General features: G+C 73.4%; 18 protein-coding genes and 1 pseudogene. 10 read left to right on the top strand and 9 right to left on the bottom strand.

Features of this window, described 5'->3' with window-relative positions; genetic code table 11:
• Positions 1–44: 44 nt before the first annotated feature.
• Positions 45–1,142, bottom strand: a complete 1,098-nt coding sequence (locus AB1K56_RS17160; protein ID WP_371206649.1) for an FAD-dependent oxidoreductase — start codon at positions 1,140–1,142, stop codon at positions 45–47.
• Positions 1,139–1,642, bottom strand: a complete 504-nt coding sequence (locus AB1K56_RS17165) for a GNAT family N-acetyltransferase (protein ID WP_371206650.1) — start codon at positions 1,640–1,642, stop codon at positions 1,139–1,141. Before AB1K56_RS17165 ends, AB1K56_RS17160 begins: the two co-directional genes overlap by 4 nt.
• 180 nt (positions 1,643–1,822) lie before the next feature.
• On the opposite strand from AB1K56_RS17165, the gene AB1K56_RS17170 reads away from it, so the two are divergent.
• From AB1K56_RS17170 to AB1K56_RS17195, 6 genes are all read left to right on the top strand, one after another.
• Positions 1,823–2,539, top strand: coding sequence for a GNAT family N-acetyltransferase (locus AB1K56_RS17170; RefSeq protein WP_264629734.1), 717 nt, complete (start codon positions 1,823–1,825; stop codon positions 2,537–2,539).
• Entirely contained in the window at positions 2,536–3,549 is a 1,014-nt protein-coding gene (locus AB1K56_RS17175) for an LLM class flavin-dependent oxidoreductase (protein WP_371206651.1), read from the top strand. Before AB1K56_RS17170 ends, AB1K56_RS17175 begins: the two co-directional genes overlap by 4 nt.
• Positions 3,550–3,803: 254 nt before the next feature.
• Positions 3,804–5,000: an LLM class flavin-dependent oxidoreductase gene (locus AB1K56_RS17180; protein WP_371206652.1), complete on the top strand. Its 1,197-nt coding sequence runs from the start codon at positions 3,804–3,806 to the stop codon at positions 4,998–5,000.
• Positions 4,997–6,349 (top strand): NtaA/DmoA family FMN-dependent monooxygenase, encoded by a 1,353-nt coding sequence (locus tag AB1K56_RS17185; RefSeq protein WP_371206653.1) that lies wholly within the window; start codon positions 4,997–4,999, stop codon positions 6,347–6,349. The genes AB1K56_RS17180 and AB1K56_RS17185 overlap by 4 nt, the downstream gene beginning before the upstream one ends.
• On the top strand, positions 6,346–8,232 hold the full coding sequence (locus AB1K56_RS17190; protein ID WP_371206654.1) for an FAD/NAD(P)-binding protein: 1,887 nt from the start codon (positions 6,346–6,348) through the stop codon (positions 8,230–8,232). The genes AB1K56_RS17185 and AB1K56_RS17190 overlap by 4 nt, the downstream gene beginning before the upstream one ends.
• Before the next feature lie 139 nt (positions 8,233–8,371).
• Positions 8,372–9,862, top strand: coding sequence for a hypothetical protein (locus tag AB1K56_RS17195; protein ID WP_371206655.1), 1,491 nt, complete (start codon positions 8,372–8,374; stop codon positions 9,860–9,862).
• 111 nt (positions 9,863–9,973) lie between these two features.
• Here the strand turns inward: AB1K56_RS17195 and AB1K56_RS17200 are convergent, their stop codons facing one another.
• Genes AB1K56_RS17200 through AB1K56_RS17215 form a run of 4 tightly spaced genes read right to left on the bottom strand, consistent with a single transcriptional unit; the run spans position 9,974 to position 13,957 of the window.
• Positions 9,974–11,014, bottom strand: a complete 1,041-nt coding sequence (locus AB1K56_RS17200) for an ABC transporter ATP-binding protein (protein ID WP_371206656.1) — start codon at positions 11,012–11,014, stop codon at positions 9,974–9,976.
• Positions 11,011–11,844: an ABC transporter permease gene (locus AB1K56_RS17205; protein ID WP_371206657.1), complete on the bottom strand. Its 834-nt coding sequence runs from the start codon at positions 11,842–11,844 to the stop codon at positions 11,011–11,013. Before AB1K56_RS17205 ends, AB1K56_RS17200 begins: the two co-directional genes overlap by 4 nt.
• Entirely contained in the window at positions 11,841–12,716 is an 876-nt protein-coding gene (locus tag AB1K56_RS17210) for an ABC transporter permease (protein WP_371206658.1), read from the bottom strand. The genes AB1K56_RS17205 and AB1K56_RS17210 overlap by 4 nt, the downstream gene beginning before the upstream one ends.
• Positions 12,713–13,957 carry an ABC transporter substrate-binding protein gene (locus tag AB1K56_RS17215; RefSeq protein ID WP_371206659.1) on the bottom strand — a complete coding sequence of 415 codons (1,245 nt, stop codon included), beginning with the start codon at positions 13,955–13,957 and terminating at the stop codon, positions 12,713–12,715. The genes AB1K56_RS17210 and AB1K56_RS17215 overlap by 4 nt, the downstream gene beginning before the upstream one ends.
• Before the next feature lie 74 nt (positions 13,958–14,031).
• Between AB1K56_RS17215 and AB1K56_RS17220 the strand changes: the two genes are divergently transcribed.
• Entirely contained in the window at positions 14,032–14,727 is a 696-nt protein-coding gene (locus AB1K56_RS17220) for a TVP38/TMEM64 family protein (RefSeq protein WP_371206660.1), read from the top strand.
• Positions 14,720–15,346: a CDP-alcohol phosphatidyltransferase family protein gene (locus AB1K56_RS17225; protein WP_371206661.1), complete on the top strand. Its 627-nt coding sequence runs from the start codon at positions 14,720–14,722 to the stop codon at positions 15,344–15,346. Before AB1K56_RS17220 ends, AB1K56_RS17225 begins: the two co-directional genes overlap by 8 nt.
• A 255-nt stretch (positions 15,347–15,601) precedes the next feature.
• Here the strand turns inward: AB1K56_RS17225 and AB1K56_RS17230 are convergent, their stop codons facing one another.
• On the bottom strand, positions 15,602–17,059 hold the full coding sequence (locus AB1K56_RS17230) for an NAD(P)/FAD-dependent oxidoreductase (protein WP_371206662.1): 1,458 nt from the start codon (positions 17,057–17,059) through the stop codon (positions 15,602–15,604).
• Positions 17,060–17,097: 38 nt separating this feature from the next.
• On the opposite strand from AB1K56_RS17230, the gene AB1K56_RS17235 reads away from it, so the two are divergent.
• Positions 17,098–17,769: a methyltransferase domain-containing protein gene (locus AB1K56_RS17235; protein WP_371206663.1), complete on the top strand. Its 672-nt coding sequence runs from the start codon at positions 17,098–17,100 to the stop codon at positions 17,767–17,769.
• A 145-nt stretch (positions 17,770–17,914) separates the two neighbouring features.
• On the opposite strand, the gene AB1K56_RS17240 is transcribed toward AB1K56_RS17235, so the two are convergent.
• A complete protein-coding gene (locus tag AB1K56_RS17240; protein WP_371206664.1) occupies positions 17,915–18,172 on the bottom strand; it encodes a hypothetical protein in 258 nt (85 codons plus the stop codon).
• 723 nt (positions 18,173–18,895) lie between these two features.
• On the opposite strand from AB1K56_RS17240, the pseudogene AB1K56_RS17245 reads away from it, so the two are divergent.
• Positions 18,896–19,792 (top strand): annotated as a pseudogene (locus AB1K56_RS17245) (IS5 family transposase).
• Here AB1K56_RS17245 and AB1K56_RS17250 read toward each other — a convergent pair.
• The gene (locus AB1K56_RS17250; protein ID WP_371206665.1) at positions 19,743–20,357 is read right to left on the bottom strand and encodes an acetyltransferase; all 615 of its coding nucleotides are present in this window, start codon (positions 20,355–20,357) and stop codon (positions 19,743–19,745) included. The pseudogene AB1K56_RS17245 and the gene AB1K56_RS17250 sit on opposite strands and share 50 nt — an antisense overlap.
• Positions 20,358–20,529: the final 172 nt, after the last annotated feature.

The raw sequence follows: 20,529 nt of genomic DNA on the forward strand, positions 1-20,529 counted from the left end.
CGGGCCCACGCCGGCCGAGCGCGAACGCCCCCGGCCGACCCCGCTCAGGCCGCGGCCAGCGCGGCGAGCGTGCGGCCGACGACCGGCGTGAACTTGAAGCCGTGGCCCGAGAACCCCGCGCCGACGACGACCGGGCCGAAACGCTCGAGCACGAAGCGCGCGTCGACCGTCGAGGTGTAGGTGCAGGTGATCTCGTTGACGTCCGTGGCATCCACCCCGGGGAGCCACTCGGAGGCGTAGCGGACGAGGGCGGCGGTGAGCGCCGGATCGGGCACGAAGCTGCGGCGATCGGGATCGATCTCGGGTCCCGCCGCGTGCCATCCCGCCTTCAGCCCCTGACCGGGCGTCTGCATGCCGTAGACGACCGCGGCGAACCCCGCGGTCGCCGCGTCGGCGGCGGAGGGGTGGTGGTTGAACCCGGGCCAGGATGCCGTGGCGTCGAGCGGCCGGAAGTGGGCGGGCTGCTCCTGCGTCACGCGCAACGCCGGGAGGGTCGCGCCGCGAACTCCCGCCAGGGTCTTCGCCGTCCACGCGCCCGCCGTGCAGACGAGGCGTCGCGCGTGCACGCGGCGGCTCCCGGCCGCGTCGGTCGCGGTGAAACGGACGTCGTCATCGCCGTGCACCTCGATGTCGGTGACGGCGGAGTTCCAGCGCGTGCGTGCGCCGGCCCGCGCGGCGCCGGAGAGGAATGCGGCAACGGACGCGTCGGCATCCAGTCGTCCCGCCCGGGGGTTGTGCAGCACGGGACCGTCGAAGCGCAGACCCGGCCAACGCGAGGTCGCCTCGTGACGATCGAGCACCTCGGCGGCGAGACCGGCCGCCGAGATCGCCGCGGCCGTGGCGGTGTGGTCGACGCCGGGACCGTGCGTGACGACGCCCGTGGTCGTCAGCAGCGAGCGATCCGCCTCGGCCTCGAGCTCGCGCCACAGCACCTCGGCATCCCGGAGCCACGCGAGGTACTCGGGCTCGGTATAGGCGACGTTGAAGTTGCGGGACGCGCCGTGCGAGGCACCGCGGACGTGTCCGGGCTCGAACTGCTCGAACACCTCGACGTCGCGACCCGCGCGCGCGAGATGCCACGCGGTCGCCGCCCCCATCGCGCCGGCACCGACGACCGCGACGTCGACGCGTTCGACGCTCACGCGGGCAGGTCCTTCGCGAAGCAGCGCGAGCCCGCGAAGCGCGTGTAGGGCGCGAAGACGGCGACAGGGCGGTACCCGAGCCGCTCGTAGAGGGCGATCGCCTCGGGCTGCCGGTCCCCCGTCTGCAGCACCAGGCGCGCGGCGCCGCGCTGTCGCGCGAGCCGTTCCAGCTCGGCCATGAGCGCTCGGCTGGCACCGCGCCCCCGCGCCTCGGGGGCGACGTAGACGCGCTTGACCTCCAGCTCGTCGCCGAGAGCGCGCAGCGCCGCGTGTCCCACCGCTCGCCGCTCGGCGTCGGTCACGAGGATCACCTCGACGATGGTCGAGGGGTCGACCGCGAAGTCTGCGTCGAGCAGAGCCCGCGTGCGCTCGTCGAAAGCGGCGAAGACCTCGGCGTAGCGGGGCGAGATCTCGGCATCCATCGCCGCGCGCAGAGCTGCGGCCCGCTCGTCGTCCCAGCGGACCTTCTCGATCGTCCACGTCGCGTGTGCAGCAATCATCCCGCCAGTATCGCCGCGCCGCGCGCCACCCCGGGCCGCGCGGGAAACGGCGGGTAACACGGGCCGGCCGGTCTCGCCGCGGGCACCCTCGACCACCCCGTCGATCTCTCCCCGCGACGGGGCGTCGCCCGCGGTGACCGCCGAGTTGCACCGAGGCCGCGACCGGCGCAGAGTGTCCCGGTGACCTCCGCTCCGCCCCTTCCCGTCCCCCACGCCGACGCCACCGTCCTCGACAACGCCGCCTGGCACTCGCTCGCCGGTCCCCACGCCGCGTTCGCGATCGGCGGCGACCTCGTGCGCCGCTATCCGACCGACGTGGCACCGTTCGTCGCCGTGCGCTCGTGGGACGAACCGGGCGTCTGGGACGCGCTGCGCGAGCTCGTCGGTCCCGGCGCCGAGGTCGGCCTCTCGGGCTACGAGGGGGCGATCCCCGAGGGCTGGGAGTACCTGGGCGGCGGCGAGGGGGTGCAGCTCGTCGAGACCGACGCCCTGCAGACCCGCCCCTTCGACGAGGTGGTCGAGCTCGGTGCCGACGACGCGCCCGAGATGATCGCGATCGTCGAGCGCAACCAGCCCGGCCCCTTCCGGCCCCGGACGTACGAGCTCGGACGGTACATCGGCATCCGTCGCGAGGGTCGGCTCGTCGCCATGGCGGGCGAGCGCCTGCACCCCACCGGCTGGACCGAGATCAGCGCGGTGGCGGTGGATGCCGACCACCGACGCCAGGGCCTCGCCTCGCGGCTCGTGCTCGATGTCGCCTTCCACATCCAGCAGCGCGGGGACCGCGCGATGATGCACGCGGCCGCCGGCAACGTGAACGCCATCGCGGCGTACGAGAAGCTCGGCTTCGCGCTACGGCGGCGCAATCGCTTCGCGGCGGTGCGGACGCCGGCATGACCCGCGCACTCCGCTCCCTCGGCTTCCTCACCATCGGCCTGTTCGACCGCGAGAACCCCCGCGCCGGACACGAGACGACGCTGTCGATCATCGAGCGGGGAGAGCGGCTCGGCTTCGACAGCGCCTGGCTGCGCGACCGGCACCTGCAGTACGGCATCTCCTCCCCCGTGGCGGTGCTGGCCGCGGCATCCCAGCGCACGAGTCGCATCCACCTCGGAACCGCGGTGATCCCGCTCGGCTGGGAGAACCCGCTGCGGCTCGCGGAGGATCTCGCGACCGTCGACGTGCTGTCGGGCGGCCGCCTCGAACCCGGTTTCTCGGTGGGGCCGCCGCGACGCCTCGACGACATCGCGCCGGCGCTGTACCCCGACACCGCAGACCGCGAGGACTTCGGCTACGAACGGCTCGCTCGCCTGCGCCGCTTCCTCGCCGGAGAACCGGCCAGCCCGTTCGCGGGGACGGAGGGCATCGAGGAGTACTCGGAGCGCGTCGAACCGCACGCCGCGGGCCTCGCGGATCGACTCTGGTACGGCGCCGGGAGCCCGGCATCCACCACCTGGGCGGCCGAGAACGGCTTCCACCTGCTCACCAGCAGCGTCATCCGATCGACCACCTCGACCGACTTCGACGTCGAGCAGCACGCGCAGATCCGGCTCTACCGCGACACGCACCCCGACGGCGAGAACGCGCGGGTGTCGCAGGGGCTGGTGGTCATCCCCACCGACTCGGCCACGCCCGAGCAGCGCCGGCGCTACGCGGCCTACGCCGAGTCGCGGCGCGGGCGCGTCGGCATCCCCCAGGGTCCGCAGGGGATGCTGTTCGCCGAAGACCTCGTCGGCACCGCGGAGCAGATCGCCGAACGCCTGCTGTCGTCACGGGCCTATCCCGAGGTCGACGAGGTCGCCTTCGCGCTGCCGTTCTCGTTCGCCGCCGACGACTACGCGCAGATCCTCGACGACATCGCGGGGCGGCTCGGGCCGCTCCTGGGGTGGGCGCCGGCGGCGGGCTGAGGCCCGGATCCCGGCGCGTGCGCCTGGTCGGGCTCGCGCACCGCGCGCCGCGCGCCGCGTGTCCAGAACACCCGGACGAGTCCCCGCGGCGTCCGGGTTTCGTCGACATCGGCGCGCGATCGCAGCGACGAGCAGGCGGGCGCGCCGTAACAATGACGCCTCGCGGCGCTGTGTGACGCGCGCGATTGTGCCGCCGCGCGCCCGGCGGCACAGTAGGCCTCTCGGCGGGACCGGCCCGCCGCGAAGGAGCCCCGATGCCCGACCGCATCCATCTCGCCGTCGCCCTGGACGGCGCCGGCTGGCACCCGGCCGCGTGGCGGGAGTCCACCGCCCGGCCCCGCGAGCTGACATCGGCCGCCTACTGGCGCGACCTCGCGCGCACCGCCGAAGACACGGGTCTTCTCTTCGCCACGATCGAAGACGCGCTGAGCCTCGGCGGGCGTTCCTTCGAACCGGATGCCGAGACCCGGCGCGATCGCGTGCGGGGGCGCCTCGACGCGGTGCTGCTGGCGTCGTTCCTCGCCCCGCTCACCGGGCGCCTCGGCCTCGTCCCCACCGCGACGACCGCCCACCCCGAGCCCTTCCACCTCGCGACGGGGCTGCAGACCCTCGATCACGCTAGCCGCGGCCGCGCGGGTGTGCGTCTCGTCGCGGGCTCGACGCCGCAGGAGCGCGCGAACTTCGGACGCCGCGCCGAGGGACCCACCGGGCTCCCGGCATCCGGTCGCGTCGACGACGACCCGACGCTGCTCGCGGCGTTCCGCGAGGCGGGTGAGGTCGCCGAGGCGATCCGCCTGCTCGCCGACTCGTGGGAGGACGACGCGATCGTGCGCGACCTCGAGACCGGGAAGTTCCTCGACCGCGATCGCGTGCACAACGTCGACTTCGCGGGCGAGTTCTTCTCGATCACCGGCGCCTCGATCGTGCCCCGCTCCCCGCAGGGTCAGCCGCTGATCACCGCGCTCGCGCACCAGAGCGTGCCCTACCGCTTCGCCGCGGAGCACGCCGACCTCGTGTTCGTCACCCCCGCCGATGCGGGGGAGGTCGGCGGCATCCTGAGCGAGCTCGACGGCGCCGCGGTCGACCGCGGAGAGCCCCTGCGCGTGTTCGCCGATCTGCTCGTGCTCGTCGAGGAGACGCGCGCCGAGGCGGAAGCCGTGTGGAACCGCCTGCAGGACCGCGCACCGCTGCGCAGCGACGCGCGCGTCGTCGTGGGAAGCGCCAACGACGTCGTCGACGAGATCCGCGCGCTCGCCGCGGCGGGGGTGGACGGCATCCGGCTGCGCCCCGCGCGCCTGCCCGCCGACCTCGACGCGATCGCCGAGCGCGTCGTCCCGCGCGCGGCGGCCGCCGGCATCCTGCTCCCCGACGACGGGGCGCCGACGCTGCGCGAACGCCTCGGACTCCCCCGCCCCGCCAGCCGTTACGCCCGTCAGGAGGTCGGCGCATGACCCGTCGGCAGATCCACCTCGCCGCCCACTTCCCCGGCGTGAACAACACGACCGTGTGGACCGACCCGGCGGCGGGGAGCCAGATCGACTTCTCGTCGTTCGAGTACTTCGCCCGCACCGCCGAGCGCGGCGTCTTCGACTACCTCTTCCTCGCCGAGGGGCTGCGGCTGCGCGAGCACCGCGGGCAGCTGCACGACCTCGACGTCGCCGGGCGTCCGAACACCCTCGCGGTCCTCACCGCCCTGGCCGCGGTGACCGCGCACATCGGGCTGGTCGGCACGCTCAACACCACCTTCAACGAGCCGTACGAGCTCGCGCGACAGCTCGGTACGCTCGACCTGCTCTCGAACGGGCGGGCCGGATGGAACGCCGTCACCAGCTCCGACGCGTTCCACGGCGCGAACTTCCGCCGCGGCGGCTACCTCGACCACGCCGACCGCTACGTGCGGGCCTCGGAGTTCGCGGCGCTGTCGAAGGCGCTCTGGTCGTCGTGGCGCGACGACGCGATCGAAGCGGATGCCGCGTCGGGGACGTTCCTGCGCGACGACGCGATCGCGCGCGTGCGGCACGCGTCGCGGTTGTTCGACGTCGACGCGGTCTTCGACGTTCCGCCGTCGCCGCAGGGCCGACCCGTGATCGTGCAGGCCGGGGACTCCCCCGACGGCCGCGACTTCGCGACCGAGCACGCCGACGTCATCTTCTCGCTGCACACCGCCTTCGACGACGCGCAGCAGTTCTACCGCGACGTGAAGGGGCGGCTCGCTGCCCACGGACGCGACGAGGACTCGCTCAAGATCCTGCCCGCGGCGACCTTCGTCCTCGGCGACACGGCGGCGGAGGCCCGCGAGCGCTCCCGCGAGATCGCCCTCGCCCAGGTGCGCCCGCAGACGGCGATCACCTACCTCGAGCAGATCTGGAATCGCGACCTCAGCGGCTACGACCCCGAGGGACCTCTGCCCGACGTCGAACCCGACACGGGCGTCGAGACCGCGCAGGGCTTCGCGGGCCGGCACGCGGCGATCCGCGCGCGCGTCGGGCAGCTGCGCGCCCAGGCCGCGGCCGAGAACCTCAGCATCCGCGAGCTCGTCATCCGTCTCACCGCGAACCACACGTTCGTCGGGACGCCGGAGCACGTGGCATCCGAGATCGACCGCTACGTGCAGGAGCGCGCGACCGACGGGTTCACCGTCGTCGGACACGTCACCCCGCACGGCCTCGACGAGTTCGTCGAGAAGGTGGTCCCCCTGCTGCAGGAGCGCGGCTCGTACCGCCGCTCGTACGACGAGGGCGCGACACTGCACGACCTGCTCGGGCTGCCCTCCGTCGCGCGGGAGGTCGTCGGACGATGACCGACATCGTGATCGTGGGGGCGGGGCCGCGGGCGGTGATGCTCGTCGAGCGTGTGCTCGCGCGCCGCACCCGCGCCGACACCGTTCCCCTGCGCATCACGCTCGTCGATCCGTTCCCGCCCGGGGGCGGCCGGATCTGGCGCTACGCCCAATCGCCGCTGCTGAAGCTCAACTCGATGGCGCGCGACGTCACGGTCTTCACCGACGACAGCTGCGTGATCGCGGGTCCGGTCCGCTCCGGCCCGTCGCTCGGCGAGTGGGCGGAGCGCGTCCGCGAGGGGCGGCTGCCCGACGTCGAGATCGACGACCCCGACCTCCTCGCCGAGGTGGAGGCCCTGCGCGGCGACAGCTTTCCGACCCGCCGCCTCCAGAGCCTGTACCTCGACTGGTTCTGGCGGCGCACGGTCGCCATCGCCCCGCCCGGCGTCGAGGTGCGGTGGCAGCCGGGCACCGTGCAGTGGGTCGACGACGTCCCCGACGGGTGGGAGGTGGCTCTCGCCGACGGAACGCGGCTCGGAGCCGACGTCGTCGTCTACGCCCTCGGACACAACGGTCGTGAACCCGAGAGCACCGCTCTCGACCTGAGCGCCGCGGCCGCCGCGGCGGGCTTCTCCTACCTCGAGCCCGCGTTCACCGCGGACGCAGACCTCTCGCGACTCGCTCCCGGCACTGACGTGATCGTGCGGGGGATGGGACTGGCCTCGGTGGATGCCGTCGTGCTGCTCACCCAGGGGCGCGGCGGCCGGTTCTCGCGCCGCGCCGACGGCACGCTCGAGTACGCGCCGTCGGGTCGCGAGCCGCGGCTGCACCTCGGATCACGCCGGGGCGTGCCGTACCGGTCGAAGGTGACGTCGCAGGTGCGGGGGAATCCGCCCGAGCGCGAGGTGCTGACGCCGGCGGCGATCGCCGCGCTGCTGGCGCGTCCGGGCTCGATCGACTTCGTTCACGACGTGTGGCCGCTCATCGCGCGCGAGCTCGTGTGGGGCCACTACCGCGAGCTGTTCACGGGGCATCCCGAACGGGTCGGCACCAGCTGGGAGGTCTTCTCCGAGACCCTGCGGGCGGTCGACGGCGATACGGCGGCCCTGCGCCGCGCGGTCGCCGAGGTGGTGCCCGACCCCCTCGATCGCTTCGACGTGCCCGCGCTCGACCTCCCCCTCGGCGACGAGACCTTCGTCGACGAGAACGCCGTGCACGCGCGCGTGCGGCAGCACGTCGCCCACGACCTGCTGCTGCGCACCTCGCCGGAGCACAGCGCGACGCAGGCGCTGTTCCTGACCATCCTCGGATCGTTCCTCGCGCTCGGCGACGTCCCCGTCGACCGCTGGAGCGCGCGCTCGCGCGCGGTCGACCTGCCGGTCACGTGGCACACCTTCTTCAGCTACGTCGCGTCGGGGCCCCCGCCGCACCGCCTCGAGGAGCTGCTCGCGCTCGCGGACGCGGGTGTCGTGCGCTTCCTCGGGCCCGACCTCACCGTGCACCTCGACCCCGAGCGAGGTTTCATCGCGACCTCGCCGCGCCACCGGGGCGAGGTCGTCGCGACCGCCCTCGTCGACGCCTGGCTCCCCGCCCCGGGGGCCGCCGCGAGCGACAACCCCGCCCTCCGCGAACTGGCCACGCGCCACGGGCGGGAGGTGCACGTCGCCGACGAGGCCTTCGCCGGCTCCCTCGGGCGCGTCGACGTCGACCCCGACGGCCGCGTGATCGCGCGCGACGGCACCGCGCACGAGACGCTGTTCGCGCTGGGTCCGTTCACTGCGGGAATCGAGGCCGGCGCCTTCACCCGGCCGAACTCCAACGCCCTGTCGCTGCGGCAGACCGACCGCGTCGCGGGGGCCGTCACGGCCGCCGCGACGGCGCGCCGGGTCGCCGGCATCCGCTGACCCGCCCCGAGCGGTCGCCCCTTCGCCGCTCCCGGCAGCCCGTAGTCCGCCGCATCCGCCCGTTGCGCTCCGGATGGGGGCAGGATGGAGCCCTGCGCAATCCGAACCCGGGTGCGCGGCGAACACTTCTCGTAGTGCGATGACGCCACGAAAGGACGACATGCGACTGGCGACGACCCTCCGGCGGTTCGAACTCGACACCCGCCCCATCCACCCCGAGACGCGCCGCGCCCTCGACCGGCGGTGGGCGGAACTGCCCGAACACGCCAAGACGCCCAGCCAGTTGCTCGGGCGCAGCGCCGTCGGGTGCGAGGGGACGCACGGCGTCTTCCCCAAGTGCAACCTGACGTGTTCGCCCTGTTACCACTCGGCGGATGCCAACAAGGTGCGCATCGACGGCGACCACACCGTCGACAACGTCACCCGGCAGATGGACTATCTGCGCGAGGTCCGCGGTCCGCGCGCCCACGCCCAGCTCATCGGCGGCGAGGTGAGTCTGCTGAGCGCCGAGGACCACGCCCGCTCCCTGCTCGCCATGCGCGCTGTCGGCCGCGAGCCGATGTCGATGACGCACGGCGACTTCGACTACGACTACCTGCTCGACGTCGTCCTCGACGAAGACGGCAAGCCGCGCTTCGACAAGGTGTCGTTCGCGGCGCACTTCGACTCGCTCATGCGCGGTCGTCGCGGGGCGGTGCGCCCGCGTGGCGAGGCCGAGCTCCACCCGTTCCGCGAGAAGTTCGCGCGCATGTTCGTCGACCTCAAGCGCGACCACGGCGTCAGCAGCTACCTCGCGCACAACATGACGGTCACCCCGTCGAACGTCGCGGAGGTCGAGCAGGTCACGCGCGACGTGCTCGAGATGCCGTTCGACATGATGTCGTTCCAGCCGGCGGCGTTCATCGGCGACGACCGCCGCTGGCGCGAGGACTTCGGCGAGGTCACGATCGACGCGGTCTGGGAGAAGATCGAGGCCGGCGCGGGGCAGAAGCTCCCGTGGCAGGCGACGCAGTTCGGCGACCCGCGCTGCAACCGCTCGACCGTGGGCGTGCGCGTCGGCAAGACCTTCGCGCCCGTGCTCGATCCCGCGGACCCGAAGGACATCGCGGCCCGCGACCGGTTCCTGTCGCACTTCGGCGGGATGATCTTCGGCGGCATCCCCCGTCACGTCCTGGCCGTCAAGGTCGTGCGCGCTCTCGCGTCGCACCCGGGCGACATCCCCCCGCTGATCGGCCTGATGTCACGCGTGCTGCGCCGCGCGGGTGGTCTGCGCAAGGTCGTGTCGGCCGCGCGCCGCGGCAAGGTGTCGTTCAAGACCTTCGTGATCCACAACTTCATGGATGCCGAGCAGGTCGCGCCCGCGTGGAAGCTGATGGAAGAGGGCGTCGTCGCCGACGACCCGCTGCTGCGCGAGACGCAGGAGCGCCTGGGCGCGTGCATGTACGCCATGGCGCACCCCGAGGACGGCCGCCTGGTGCCCGCGTGCGTGCAGCACTCCGTGCTCGACCCGAAGGAGAACGAGGAGCTGCGCCGCATCCTGCCGCTGCCGACCGTGCGCCCGGGTGCGACGGTGACGGCCCGGCCGTCGGGGCTGACCGCGGTGCGCGAGACGGGCGCGCGGACGGCCTGAGCCGACGCGGGGAGCTCGGGCCGGAGGATCCGGTTCCGCGGCGATGACTGCCGGTACGGGCCGCTCGGGTGCGTCTCGCGCGCCCCGGCAGCCGAGACGCCCCGCTCGCCCTCAGCCCGCGACGACGTGCGCGAGCTCGGCCGTGATCGACACGGAGACCTCGTCGCCCGGCCGCAGGCCCGACACCGACGGCACCTCCGCGTGCAGCGTCAGCGCGCCCGCGCGCACGATCACCTCGCTGCGCGCGCCCACCGGCCGCCGCGCGTCGACCGTTCCGACGACGCCGAGGGAGGCGGCATCCGGTCGGTCGTCCACCCGCACGTCCTCCTGCCGGAAGACGAGGGTCGCGGGCCCGTCGGCGAGGCCCGTCGCGGCGACCTCACCGAGCGCGCTGCGATGGATGCCGCCGACCACCTCGCCCGGGACGGCGTTGCGCGTGCCCATGAGCTCGGCCGCGCGCAGACTCCCCGGGCGGCGGTAGGCCTCGACGACCGAGCCCTCGTGCAGCAGCCGGCCGTGCTCGACCAGCGCGATGCGGTCGGCGACCCGCGCGGCTTCGTCGCGATCGTGCGTGACGAGCAGGATCGTCGGGGCGACGTCGGCGCGCACCGCCTCGAGCAGATCGTGCATGTCGGCCCGCAGCGCTGAGTCGAGCGCGCTGAACGGTTCGTCCAGCAGCAGCACGGCGGGCTCGGCGGCGAGGGCGCGGGCGATCGCGACGCGCTGCTCCTGCCCGCCCGACAACTCCCCGACCCGGCGTCGGCCGTACCCGGCGAGGCGCACGGTGTCGAGGTAGCGCTCGGCGCGCTCGCGGGCGCGGGCACGCGGCATCCCCGACACCCGGTCCGAGAAGGCGACGTTGTCGAGGACCGACAGGTGCGGGAACAGCAGGGAGCGCTGGAAGACCATGCCGACGCCGCGCTGCTCGGCGGCGACGGCGGCGACGTCGCGGCCGGCGATCGCAACCGTGCCGCGGTCGGGCGACTCGAGGCCGGCGATCACGCGCAGCAGGGTCGATTTGCCCGATCCGCTGGGTCCGAGCACCGCGGTGCAGGTTCCCGCGGCGACCCTCAGCGACAGGTCGTCGAGGGCGGGGGCCGTCGAGGCGGCGAAGGTCTTGGTCAGTCCCGAGAGGACCAGGTCGGCGCTCACGCGCTCACCTCTTTCGACGAACGGGCGCGACGGCGGCCGAAGGCCAGCACGCCGACGAGCAGCAGGACGGGCGGAGCGACCGCCGAGAGCGACATCAGGGCGACCGCGGCGTCGTTGCCCAGCCCCGCGGCTGCCGAGGCGACGACGAGGGGCAGGGTGACGACCTCTCCCCCGCCGACGATGAGGGTGACGATGTAGTCGCTCCACGCCACGAGGAAGGCGAGGAACGCGGCGCGCGCGAGCGCCGGTGCGATCAGCGGGAGCTGCACGCGGCGCAGCACCTGCAGGCGACCGGCACCGAGGAGGCGCGCCTCCTCTTCGTACGAGCGGTCGTACGCGCCGTAGGCGGTGCGCATCACGAACGCCGTGTACGGCAGCGCCATGACCGTCAGCACCATCGCCACCCCGACGAGCGAGGGCACGTGCGCGCGCAGCAGCACGACGTTGACGCCGAGCACCGCCGCGAAGGGCGGGAGCGCGATCGGCGCGAGCAGCAGCACCGAGACGAACCGCGCCCCGGGCACGGCCCCGAAGGTGAGCGCGCGAGCGGCGAGCGCACCCAGCAGCGTGGCCGCGATCGCGACGACGATCCCGAGCACGAGCGAGCGGCCCAGAGCCGGCACCGCGCCGAACGCGATCGCCTGGTCGATCGAGCGGATGCCGAGAGCGGTGGGGAGCACGGAAGGGAAGCTCCAGCGGTCGGCGAACGACCACAGCACGAGCGGCAGCAGGGGCAGAGCGAACCACACCGCGAGGGCGACGGCGAGCAGTCGCCGCAGGGCCTTGCCGGCGCCGCGCGAGCGGGTGAGGGGACTGTCGACGGCGGTCATCGCCACGCCGCCGTCCGCCGGAGCGCGGCGAAAGTGAGGGCCACCGCGGCGAGGGCGAGCGCGCTCGTGACGAGGGCGACGGCCGCCGCCTCGGGCCGCGAGTCGAGCGACACGCCCTGGAACAGGCGCACCGCGAGCACGGGCAACGGCTCGGGCGAGGTGCGTCCGAGCAACCACAGCACCTCGTACGACCCGAGCGCGTAGACGAAGCTGATCGCCGCTCCGATGAGGATCGTCGGCGCCGTCAACGGCAGCAGCACGTGGCGGAAGCGCTGCGCGCGGCCCGCGCCGAGCAGCGCCGCGGTCTCGTCGTAGGTCTGGATGCGGGTCGCGAGCGTGCCCGTGACGATGAGGGCGATGAACGCCGACTCCTTCCACGCCAGCTCGACGATCGCGGCGCCCCAGAGCGGTCCGCCGACCCACGGCGCCCACGCCTCGGGAGGGATGCCGAGCAGGCGCGGCAGCACGCCGGCGTCCGACAGCAGCAGCCCCACGGTGGCGGCGGCGATGAGGTGCGGGATGGTGACGGTGAGTGTGCCGAGGGCGGCCACCGCGCGGCTGCTGCGCGTGCGCGAGACGATCACGATCGCCGCGAGCGTGCCGATGACCACGGCCAGCACGGTGCTGACCGCCGCGACGCTGAGCGAGACCCCGACGGCGGCGAACAGCTCGCCCGGACGCGCGGTGAAAGCCTCGACCCCCGGGGTGGGCCGCCCCACCACCGGCAGCAGCCCGAATGCCTGCAGCGCCGTCGCCCCGATGCCGCCGCCCAGCACCACGAGCGAGAGCACGGCGGCGGCCAGCACCAGCAGCGCCCCGCGCAGCTTCTCGCGGGGCGAGCCGGCGCGCCGGGCGACGGGCGCCCAGGTCACCGCGACAGCACGTTCTGCCGCCAGCCGTCGTCGAGTGCGGGGACCCATTCGGCGGCGAGCTCGCCGTGCGCGTTGCGCGAGAGCACGTCGTACGGCGGCACCACGGGCGAGACCGGCAGGGCGTCGAAGAGGGCGCGGTCCTCCGCCGACAGGGCGTTCAGGTCGAGCACGGGGAACTGCCCCCACACGTCGGGCTCGGCCTTCTTCGCCTGCTGCTCGGCCGACAGGGCGACGTTGGCGACGACCATCGCGCCCGCCGCGGCGTCGGAGTTGACGGGCAGGCCGAGGAAGCTGGCGTTGCCGACCGTTCCGTCCTCGAGCGTCAGCACCTTGGTCTGCGCGGGGTAGGTGCCGTCGGCGACCAGGCCCGTGAGCGTCGCCGGCCCGTAGGTCATGGTCATGTCGACCTGACGGTCGGCGAACAGCTGACCGAGCTCGGTCTCGTTGGCGGGGTAAGTGTCGCCGCCGCGCCAGAGGTTCGGCGCGAGCGTGTCGAGACGGCTCCACAGGGCCGGCGTGAGCTCGTCGAAGGCGTCCTGCGAGAAAGCCGTGGGCACCTCGTCGGCTCCGCCCGACACGCTCGCGAGGGCTTCACGCACGAACACCGAGCCGGTGAAGTCCGGCGGCGCGGGATACGTGAACCGACCGGGGTGGGCGTCGGCCCAGTCGAGCACCCCGGCGAGGGTGGTCGGCGGGTCGGGGATCGCCTCGGCGTTGTACGCCAGGGTGAACTGCGCCTTGTGCCACGGCGCCTCGCACCCGTCGACGGGCGTGCCGAAGTCGGACTGCAGCAGCGGGTCGTCGGCCGAGGTGTTCGCCATCGACGGCAGCATCCCGGTCCAGCCGCAGCGCCACGCCCCGGCCTCCTTGCCCGTGCGGAAGTTGTCGCCGTTGACCCACACCAGATCGACGCTGCCGTCCTCCCGGCCGGCCTGCAGCTCGGTGAAGACGCGGTTCAGCGCATCGCGGGTGTCGGTGACGGGAACGCGCTCGAGCGTCACGCCGTACTCCGCGACCGCGGGCGCGAGCACGTCGTCGATGTAGGCGTTGCCCTGGTCGTCGCCGCCGTACATCCACAGCTGCACGGTCTGACCTTTCGCGGCCGAGAGCACGGCATCCCAGTCGGCGAATTCCGCCGTGTCGGGAGCCGCGGGCGCGGCGCAGCCGGCGAGGGCGAAGAGGGCAGATGCCGCGGCCACGGTGATCGCGGCGAGACGACGGCGGTGTCGAAGGGGGGTCATGGGGGCTCCTCGGTCGGGACCGGCGACGGCAGGTCGCGTGCGGACTTAGGGTAAGGGGAAGCGGAGGGTGATCGATGGAACCGAACCGAACCGACGCGCCCGCGCGCGATGCGATGCGCCGACCCCTTCTGCGTCTGGTGCTTCTCGGTGTCTTCGTCGCCGTGGTCGCAACGGTTGGTTTCGTCTTCGTCCCGCACGACGTCGAGCAGATCCGCGCGTGGTCGAGCCAGGTCGGCTGGACGGGCGCCCTGCTCTTCACGCTGCTGTACGCAGCGCTGACATTGAGCCCCGCGCCCAAGAACGTGCTGGGCATCGCGGCCGGTCTGGTGTGGGGTTTCCCGGTGGCGTTCGCGATGGTCTACGTCGGCGCGCTGCTCGGGGCCGCGGCATCCTTCCTGATCGGTCGCGCCCTCGGCCGCGAGGCCGTCGAACGCTTCACGGGGGCGCGGGTGGCCCGACTGGATGCCGCGCTCGGGCGCCGCGGACTGCTCGCGGTGCTGAGCGCCCGGCTCATCCCGGTCATCCCCTTCACGCTCATCAACTACGGCGCCGGCCTGACCTCGGTGCGGCGACGCGACTACGCGATCGGCACCGCGGTGGGCATCCTCCCGGGGTCGGCCGCGTACGTGGCGCTCGGCGCGTTCGGGTGGGAGCTGGGTCCCGGTTTCTGGATCGCGCTGGCCGCGATCGGCGTGCTCGTGATCGGCGGACTCGTCGCGGGGGCGATCGTGCGCCGCCGTCGCGATCAGCGGGGAGTGCCCGGTGCTTGATCGCACGATGCGCGCGGCGCTCTCGGGTCCCCTGGATGCCGCGGCCGCGGCCCTCGACCGTCCCGGGATCACGCCCGACCGGCTCACCGTCGCCGGACTGGTCCTCGCCCTGACCTCGGCCGGTGCGGCCGCCGCGCAGTGGTGGGTCGTCGCCGTCGTGCTGTGGCTGCTGTCGCGGGTCGCCGACGGGCTCGACGGCACGCTCGCGCGGCGGCGGCGGGCGCGCGGCGACGGCGGGGAGAGCGAGGCGGGCGGATTCCTCGACATCGCGGCCGACTTCATCGCCTACGGTGCCGGCGTCTTCGGTGTCGCGTGGGGGGCGACGGCGGCGTTCGGCATCCCGTGGTGGCCTTTCCTGCTCGTGCTGCTGACGTACTACGTCAACGGCACGGCGTTCCTGGCGTTCTCGTCGATCGCCGAACGCACGGGCCGCCGCATCGACGACGGGCGGTCGCTGTCGTTCCTCGGGCGCATCGCCGAGGGCACCGAGACGATCGTGGTGCACACCCTCTGGCTGCTGCTGCCGTTCTGGGCCGGGTGGATCGCCCTCGTGTGGGGCGTGTTCGTGGGGATCAGCGCCGTGCAGCGGGTCGTCGTGGGGTACCGCCTGCTGCGGTGACCGCCGGGGCGCGGCGGCCACGGGAGCGCTCGACGCTGCGAAGGCGTCGACCCGGGTCGGGGCCGGGCGGGTCGGGGCCGGGCGACAGCCCCGCTGCCTCGGGCCCGCGCCTCAGCCCGCCGCCGCACGCGCCGCAGCCGACCCGACCCCGCGCGTCAGCCCCGCCGCCGCCGCACGCGCCGCGGGCTGGCCCATCCCCGCCGCGTCAGCCCCGCCGCCGCCGCACGCGCCGCGGGCTGGCCCATCCCCGCCGCGTCAGCCCCGCCGCCGCCGCACACGCCGCAGCAGCCGGATCACCGCGGCGACCGCGCCCGAGCGCAAGGCGCCCTGGGCATCGCGCACGGCGGCGTTCCAGCCGGCATCCGAATACGTCGGGTAGGCGTGCAGCACGCCCGCCAGGTCGCGCACCGAGAGACCGCGCGACACCGCCGTCGACAGCTCCCCGAGCGACTCCCCCGCGCGCGGACCGACGATCGTGGCACCGACCACCCGCCCCTTGCGGTCGACCGCGAGGCGCGTGAACCCCGCGGTGCGGCCCTCGGCGATCGCGCGGTCGAGGTCGTGGTGCGCGGTCTCGACGATGCGCACGTCCGCGTCCGCGGCATCCGCCGTCGACGCCCCCACCGCCGCCACCTCGGGAGAGGTGAACGTCACGCGCGGAACGTCGTCGAGACGCACGCGACGCTTCAGCCCGAGCACGGCGTTGGTGGCGGCGATGCTGCCGAACATCCCCGCGGTGTGGGTGAAGCGCGGCAGCGGCGTCGCGTCGCCCGCGGCGCGGATGCGCGGGTTGCTCGTGGCGAGGGTGCGGTCCACCGCGATCGCGCCCGAGGGGTCGAGGTCGACGCCCGCGGCATCCAGTCCGAGTCCCATCGTGTCGACACGGCGGCCGAGGGCCGCGAGCACGCGGTCGGCGACCACCGTCGTGCCGTCGCTGAGCCGCGCGGTCGTGCGCCCGTCGCCGCGGGAGGCGTCGGCGAGCGTGGTCCCGAGGCGCACGTCGACGCCGTCGGCGCGCAGGGCCGACAGCACCAGGGCGCTCGCGGCGGGATCCTCCTTCGGCAGCAGCCGATCGCCGCGGTGCACGAGGGTCACGCGCGAGCCGAAGCGCGCGAAGGCCTGGGCCATCTCGCATCCGATCGCCCCTCCGCCCAGCACGAGCAGGGTCGCGGGCAGCTCGTCGAGGTCCCAGAGCGTCTCGTTCGTGAGCACGTCGACGCCCTCCGGCACGATCGGCGTGCTGCCGGTCGCCACCAGCGCATCGCTGAAACGGATGCCGACGCCCTCGACGACCAGCGAGCGGGGGCCGTCGAAGCGCGCGCGGCCGCGCAGCGTGTAAATCCCGGTCTCGGCGAGCGCCTCGGGCGAGTCCACGGGTTCGATCGCAGCGATCGCCCCCTTCACGTGGGCCATCACGGCGGCGAAATCCACCCGCACGCCGTCGACGTGGACGCCGAGTCGCGCCGCGTCGCGCGCGTCGTGCGCGGCGTCGGCCGCGGCGATGAGCGCCTTCGACGGCACGCAGCCGGTGAACAGGCATTCCCCGCCGAACCCGTTCGCCTCGACGAGCAGCACCCGCGCCCCGAGCACGGCCGCGGTGCGGGCTCCGACGAGGCCGGCGCTCCCGGCCCCGACCACGACGAGGTCCCATTCCGCCCGACCCGCTTCGACGGCAGTGAGTGGACGGGCGCGGCGACGCGAGACGGAGGTCATCTCCGAAGCCTAGGGTGGTCGGAAGAGGGGGTGGCGCGATGACGACACCGATGCGCCGCTACGGCGTCGGCGCACGCTGGTACGACGTGCTCTCGGGCGAACGCTGGGTGTACCGGGCGGGCCGGGAGGCCGGCATCCGCCTTCTCGATCCGCGCCCCGGCGACACCGTGATCGACCTCGGCTGCGGCACCGGACTGAACTTCGCCGGTCTCGTCGCGGCCGTGGGACCGACGGGACGCGTGATCGGCGTCGACCGCAGCTCCGACATGCTCGCCGTGGCCCGTCGTCGCATCGGCGCTGCCGCCGCGGGGTGGCACGACATCGTCACGCTCGTCGAGGCCGACGCCGCGACGCTCGACCCCGCGACCCTGCGCGCGGCCGCCGGCGGACGGGGGGCGGATGCCGTGTTCTCGACCTATGCGCTGAGCGTGATCCCCGCGCGCGACGAGGCCTGGCGCCGCGCGTGCGCCGCGGTGCGCCCGGGCGGACGCGCGGGCATCGTCGACATGCAGCGCCCGCGGGGCCGCTGGCGCGTGCTCGAACCCCTCGCCCTGCTGGCGTGCGCGACCGGGGGCGCCGACATCGACGCGCACCCCTGGCGACTGCTCGAGCGCGACGCCGCCGACTCCCGCGGCATCGCCCGCGCCGAGCGCAAAGGCGGGCACCTCGTCGCGGTGGCCGCCGAGCTGTCCCCGGCCGTCACGCGCTGACGCGGGCCGACGTTCCCCGGAGACCCGGCGCAGGCAGCGGCCGCCCGCGCGGCCCCGCGCCCCGTGCCCGCCGCGCGCGCTCCCGCGCCTCCGCCGCGACGGCCCCGCGCCCGCCCGGCGCGCGCCCCCTCGTGCCCCCGCGCGCTCAGCGCAGCCGGCGCGCGATCTCGGCGAGGGCTTCGGCGAACGATTCCTCGGCGCCCTCGCGACCGCCCGACAGGTTGACGCCGACGACGCCGGGCAGCGCGAGCATCTCCTGCGCCATCGCCACCGCGAGGGCGATCCCCTTGGCGCGGGGGTCGTCGCGGGCCCGGCGCACCCGCGCGAGGAACGCCTCGGGCAGAACGACCGTCGTGGACGATTCCAGCAGGTCGGCCGACGCGCGCTCGACGATCATGGGCACGCAGGGAGATGTAGCGGATTCCGCCGCCGGTCTCGTCGATGAAACGACGCACGGGCACCGCCCCTCCGGCGTGGTTAACGAAGCACACGTCGGCACCGGCGCGGACCTTCTGTCGCAGCCGCGCCCGACGACGACCGCCGCCCCTTCCTAGAGTGGCACGACTGCTACCCGACCGGCACGACGCGGGACGGGGGCTCGTGATCTGCTCAGGGATGGCTCCTCACTGACCGCAGCGATACGCCCCGTGAGCGCTTCCCGCGCTGGCCGCGCCACGCCCTCGCACGAGCAGCTCGCGCGGCCCGGCTGGCGCTCGCGGCGTGGGCCGACAACGACGCCGACCGCTGAGACGCGGGCGACGGTTTCGGAGCATCACGCCCGGCATTCCGCGGCTCTCCGAAACCGTCGCTATCCGCCGCTGTAGCCGCCGAGATGCTGGCTCGCCGTCATGGGATCGCGCCACAACGCGACGACGACGCGCACCCGCTCCTCTAAGTCTGTGTACCCTCCAGCCGGACCTCTCGCCCGTCCCCTGAATGGATGCCGAACGCGAAAGAGAACACGTTCCGGGCGCCGCGGAGCTGGTGCGTCTCGATCCGTCCGCTGCGGCACCCGTCGAGCTTCACGGCCTGCCCTGGCAGTGTGCGGTTGCGCGGAGAGCGAGGCGTCAGCTCGACTAGGGCGTGTCTGACAAATGAATCGGTGGCGCACTGAGAGTCTGGTGCAGTGTCGCGGTTTCAGGTCTTGTCGGATGCTCAGTGGTCGTTGATCGAGGGGATGCTACCGCGGCCGACAGGCCGGAAGGGTAGGCCGTTCGCGGATGCACGGCTGATGGTCGAGGGGATCGTCTACCGGTATCGGGCCGGGATCGCCTGGCGTGACCTCCCCGAGGTGTTCGGGCCGTGGCAGACGGTGTGGACCTGGCATCACCGGATGGCATCGGACGGGACCTGGGACACTGTGCTCGGGAAGCTCACCGCCGCCGCGGACGCTGACGGGTTGATCGACTGGTCGCTGTCGGTGGACTCCACCATCGCTCGCGCTCATCAGCACGCGACGAACACGACCCGCACCACAGGGGGCTGGATCGAGTTACACGAATCCGCTCCTCGAGCCGCCTGACCATGGCATCGGCCGCTCACGCGGCGGACTATCGACGAAGATCCACCAGCTCGTCGACGGCAACGGGCTCCCGCTGGTGACGTTGATCACGCCGGGACAGGCGGGGACTCGCCGGTGTTCCTGCCGTTGATGGCACAGCTACGGGTCGGCCGCGACACCGGCCGGCCGAGGACCCGCCCGGACGCGGTCCGCGGCGACAAGGCATACTCTTCCCGCGCTATCCGCGGCCATCTCCGCTCCCGCAAGATCAAGGCCGTGATCCCTGAGCCCGACGATCAGAAGGGCCACCGCAAGCGACGCGGGTCACGTGGAGGACGCCCGGTCGGTCTCGACGCAGCGGACTACAGGAACCGGAATGTGATCGAGCGCAGCTACTGCCATCTCAAGCAGTGGCGCGGTCTCGCTACCCGCTACGACAAGCATGCCGTCATCTACCGCGCCGCCGTGCTCCTCAACGCCGTCGTCGTGTGGACTCGGCATCTTGTCGCGGGGAGAGAGTGATCCATTCCTCTTCGACCAGATATCCAAGGCTCTGGCTGGAGCTGAGGATGGCGCTGTTCTCCTCGGCGCCCCCGGTTCGGAAGACTTCGATGCCCTCGCGGAGGAGAGCCAGTATCGAGGCTGCTTTCACCGCCGTGCCGATACCCAGCCCTCGAAACTCTGCAGCCACGACCGTGAACTCGGTCTCGGCGGTCCGACCGTCGACGTCGACATAGGTAACCGCGAGAACCTGGCCATCACCATCGAAGACGCCGAAGCCTCGCCTCGTGCGCGTCACGCGAGCGGTCGACATCGTCAGCGGACTGTGCTGAGTCGCGACACCACCCGGATAGTCGGCCAGCGTCACCGAATCGAGCACCAGAACCGAAGCGAGATCTGCGTCTCCGATCGCGCGGACATCGCCGTGACGACGACCGCGCTGAACCGCCCCGGCCAGCGCATCGACATCGATGCTCGCCGCAGTCAACTGCGCGGCCCATGATCGTGAAACAACCACCCATCCAGCGGCTTCGAGCTCAGCGCACCGCGCGTCGTCGGACCTCACCACAAGCTGCTCCGGCTGCACCCACCCAGTGTGACCCAAAGCGCCGGTCACCACATTTCTCAGACATGCCCTAGGTGTGATGTCCAGGGACGTTGTTTCGGCGACACGGCTATGAGGAGCTAAAAAGCGAGGGCCTCCGGTTGTGAAGTGGAGCTGTTGAGTTCAACCGCTTCACGAACCAGGAGGCCCTCAT

The organism is Microbacterium sp. BWR-S6Y (assembly GCF_041379845.1).
Classification (GTDB): domain Bacteria; phylum Actinomycetota; class Actinomycetes; order Actinomycetales; family Microbacteriaceae; genus Microbacterium; species Microbacterium hydrothermale.

What these genes read in the sequence shown, in the direction of transcription:
- AB1K56_RS17165 (WP_371206650.1), bottom strand. Translation starts at nt 1,642, where the DNA reads ATGATTGCTGCACACGCGACGTGGACGATCGAGAAGGTCCGCTGGGAC.
- AB1K56_RS17175 (WP_371206651.1), top strand. Translation starts at nt 2,536, where the DNA reads ATGACCCGCGCACTCCGCTCCCTCGGCTTCCTCACCATCGGCCTGTTC.
- AB1K56_RS17180 (WP_371206652.1), top strand. Translation starts at nt 3,804, where the DNA reads ATGCCCGACCGCATCCATCTCGCCGTCGCCCTGGACGGCGCCGGCTGG.
- AB1K56_RS17185 (WP_371206653.1), top strand. Translation starts at nt 4,997, where the DNA reads ATGACCCGTCGGCAGATCCACCTCGCCGCCCACTTCCCCGGCGTGAAC.
- AB1K56_RS17190 (WP_371206654.1), top strand. Translation starts at nt 6,346, where the DNA reads ATGACCGACATCGTGATCGTGGGGGCGGGGCCGCGGGCGGTGATGCTC.
- AB1K56_RS17195 (WP_371206655.1), top strand. Translation starts at nt 8,372, where the DNA reads ATGACGCCACGAAAGGACGACATGCGACTGGCGACGACCCTCCGGCGG.
- AB1K56_RS17205 (WP_371206657.1), bottom strand. Translation starts at nt 11,844, where the DNA reads ATGACCGCCGTCGACAGTCCCCTCACCCGCTCGCGCGGCGCCGGCAAG.
- AB1K56_RS17215 (WP_371206659.1), bottom strand. Translation starts at nt 13,957, where the DNA reads ATGACCCCCCTTCGACACCGCCGTCGTCTCGCCGCGATCACCGTGGCC.
- AB1K56_RS17220 (WP_371206660.1), top strand. Translation starts at nt 14,032, where the DNA reads ATGGAACCGAACCGAACCGACGCGCCCGCGCGCGATGCGATGCGCCGA.
- AB1K56_RS17230 (WP_371206662.1), bottom strand. Translation starts at nt 17,059, where the DNA reads ATGACCTCCGTCTCGCGTCGCCGCGCCCGTCCACTCACTGCCGTCGAA.
- AB1K56_RS17235 (WP_371206663.1), top strand. Translation starts at nt 17,098, where the DNA reads ATGACGACACCGATGCGCCGCTACGGCGTCGGCGCACGCTGGTACGAC.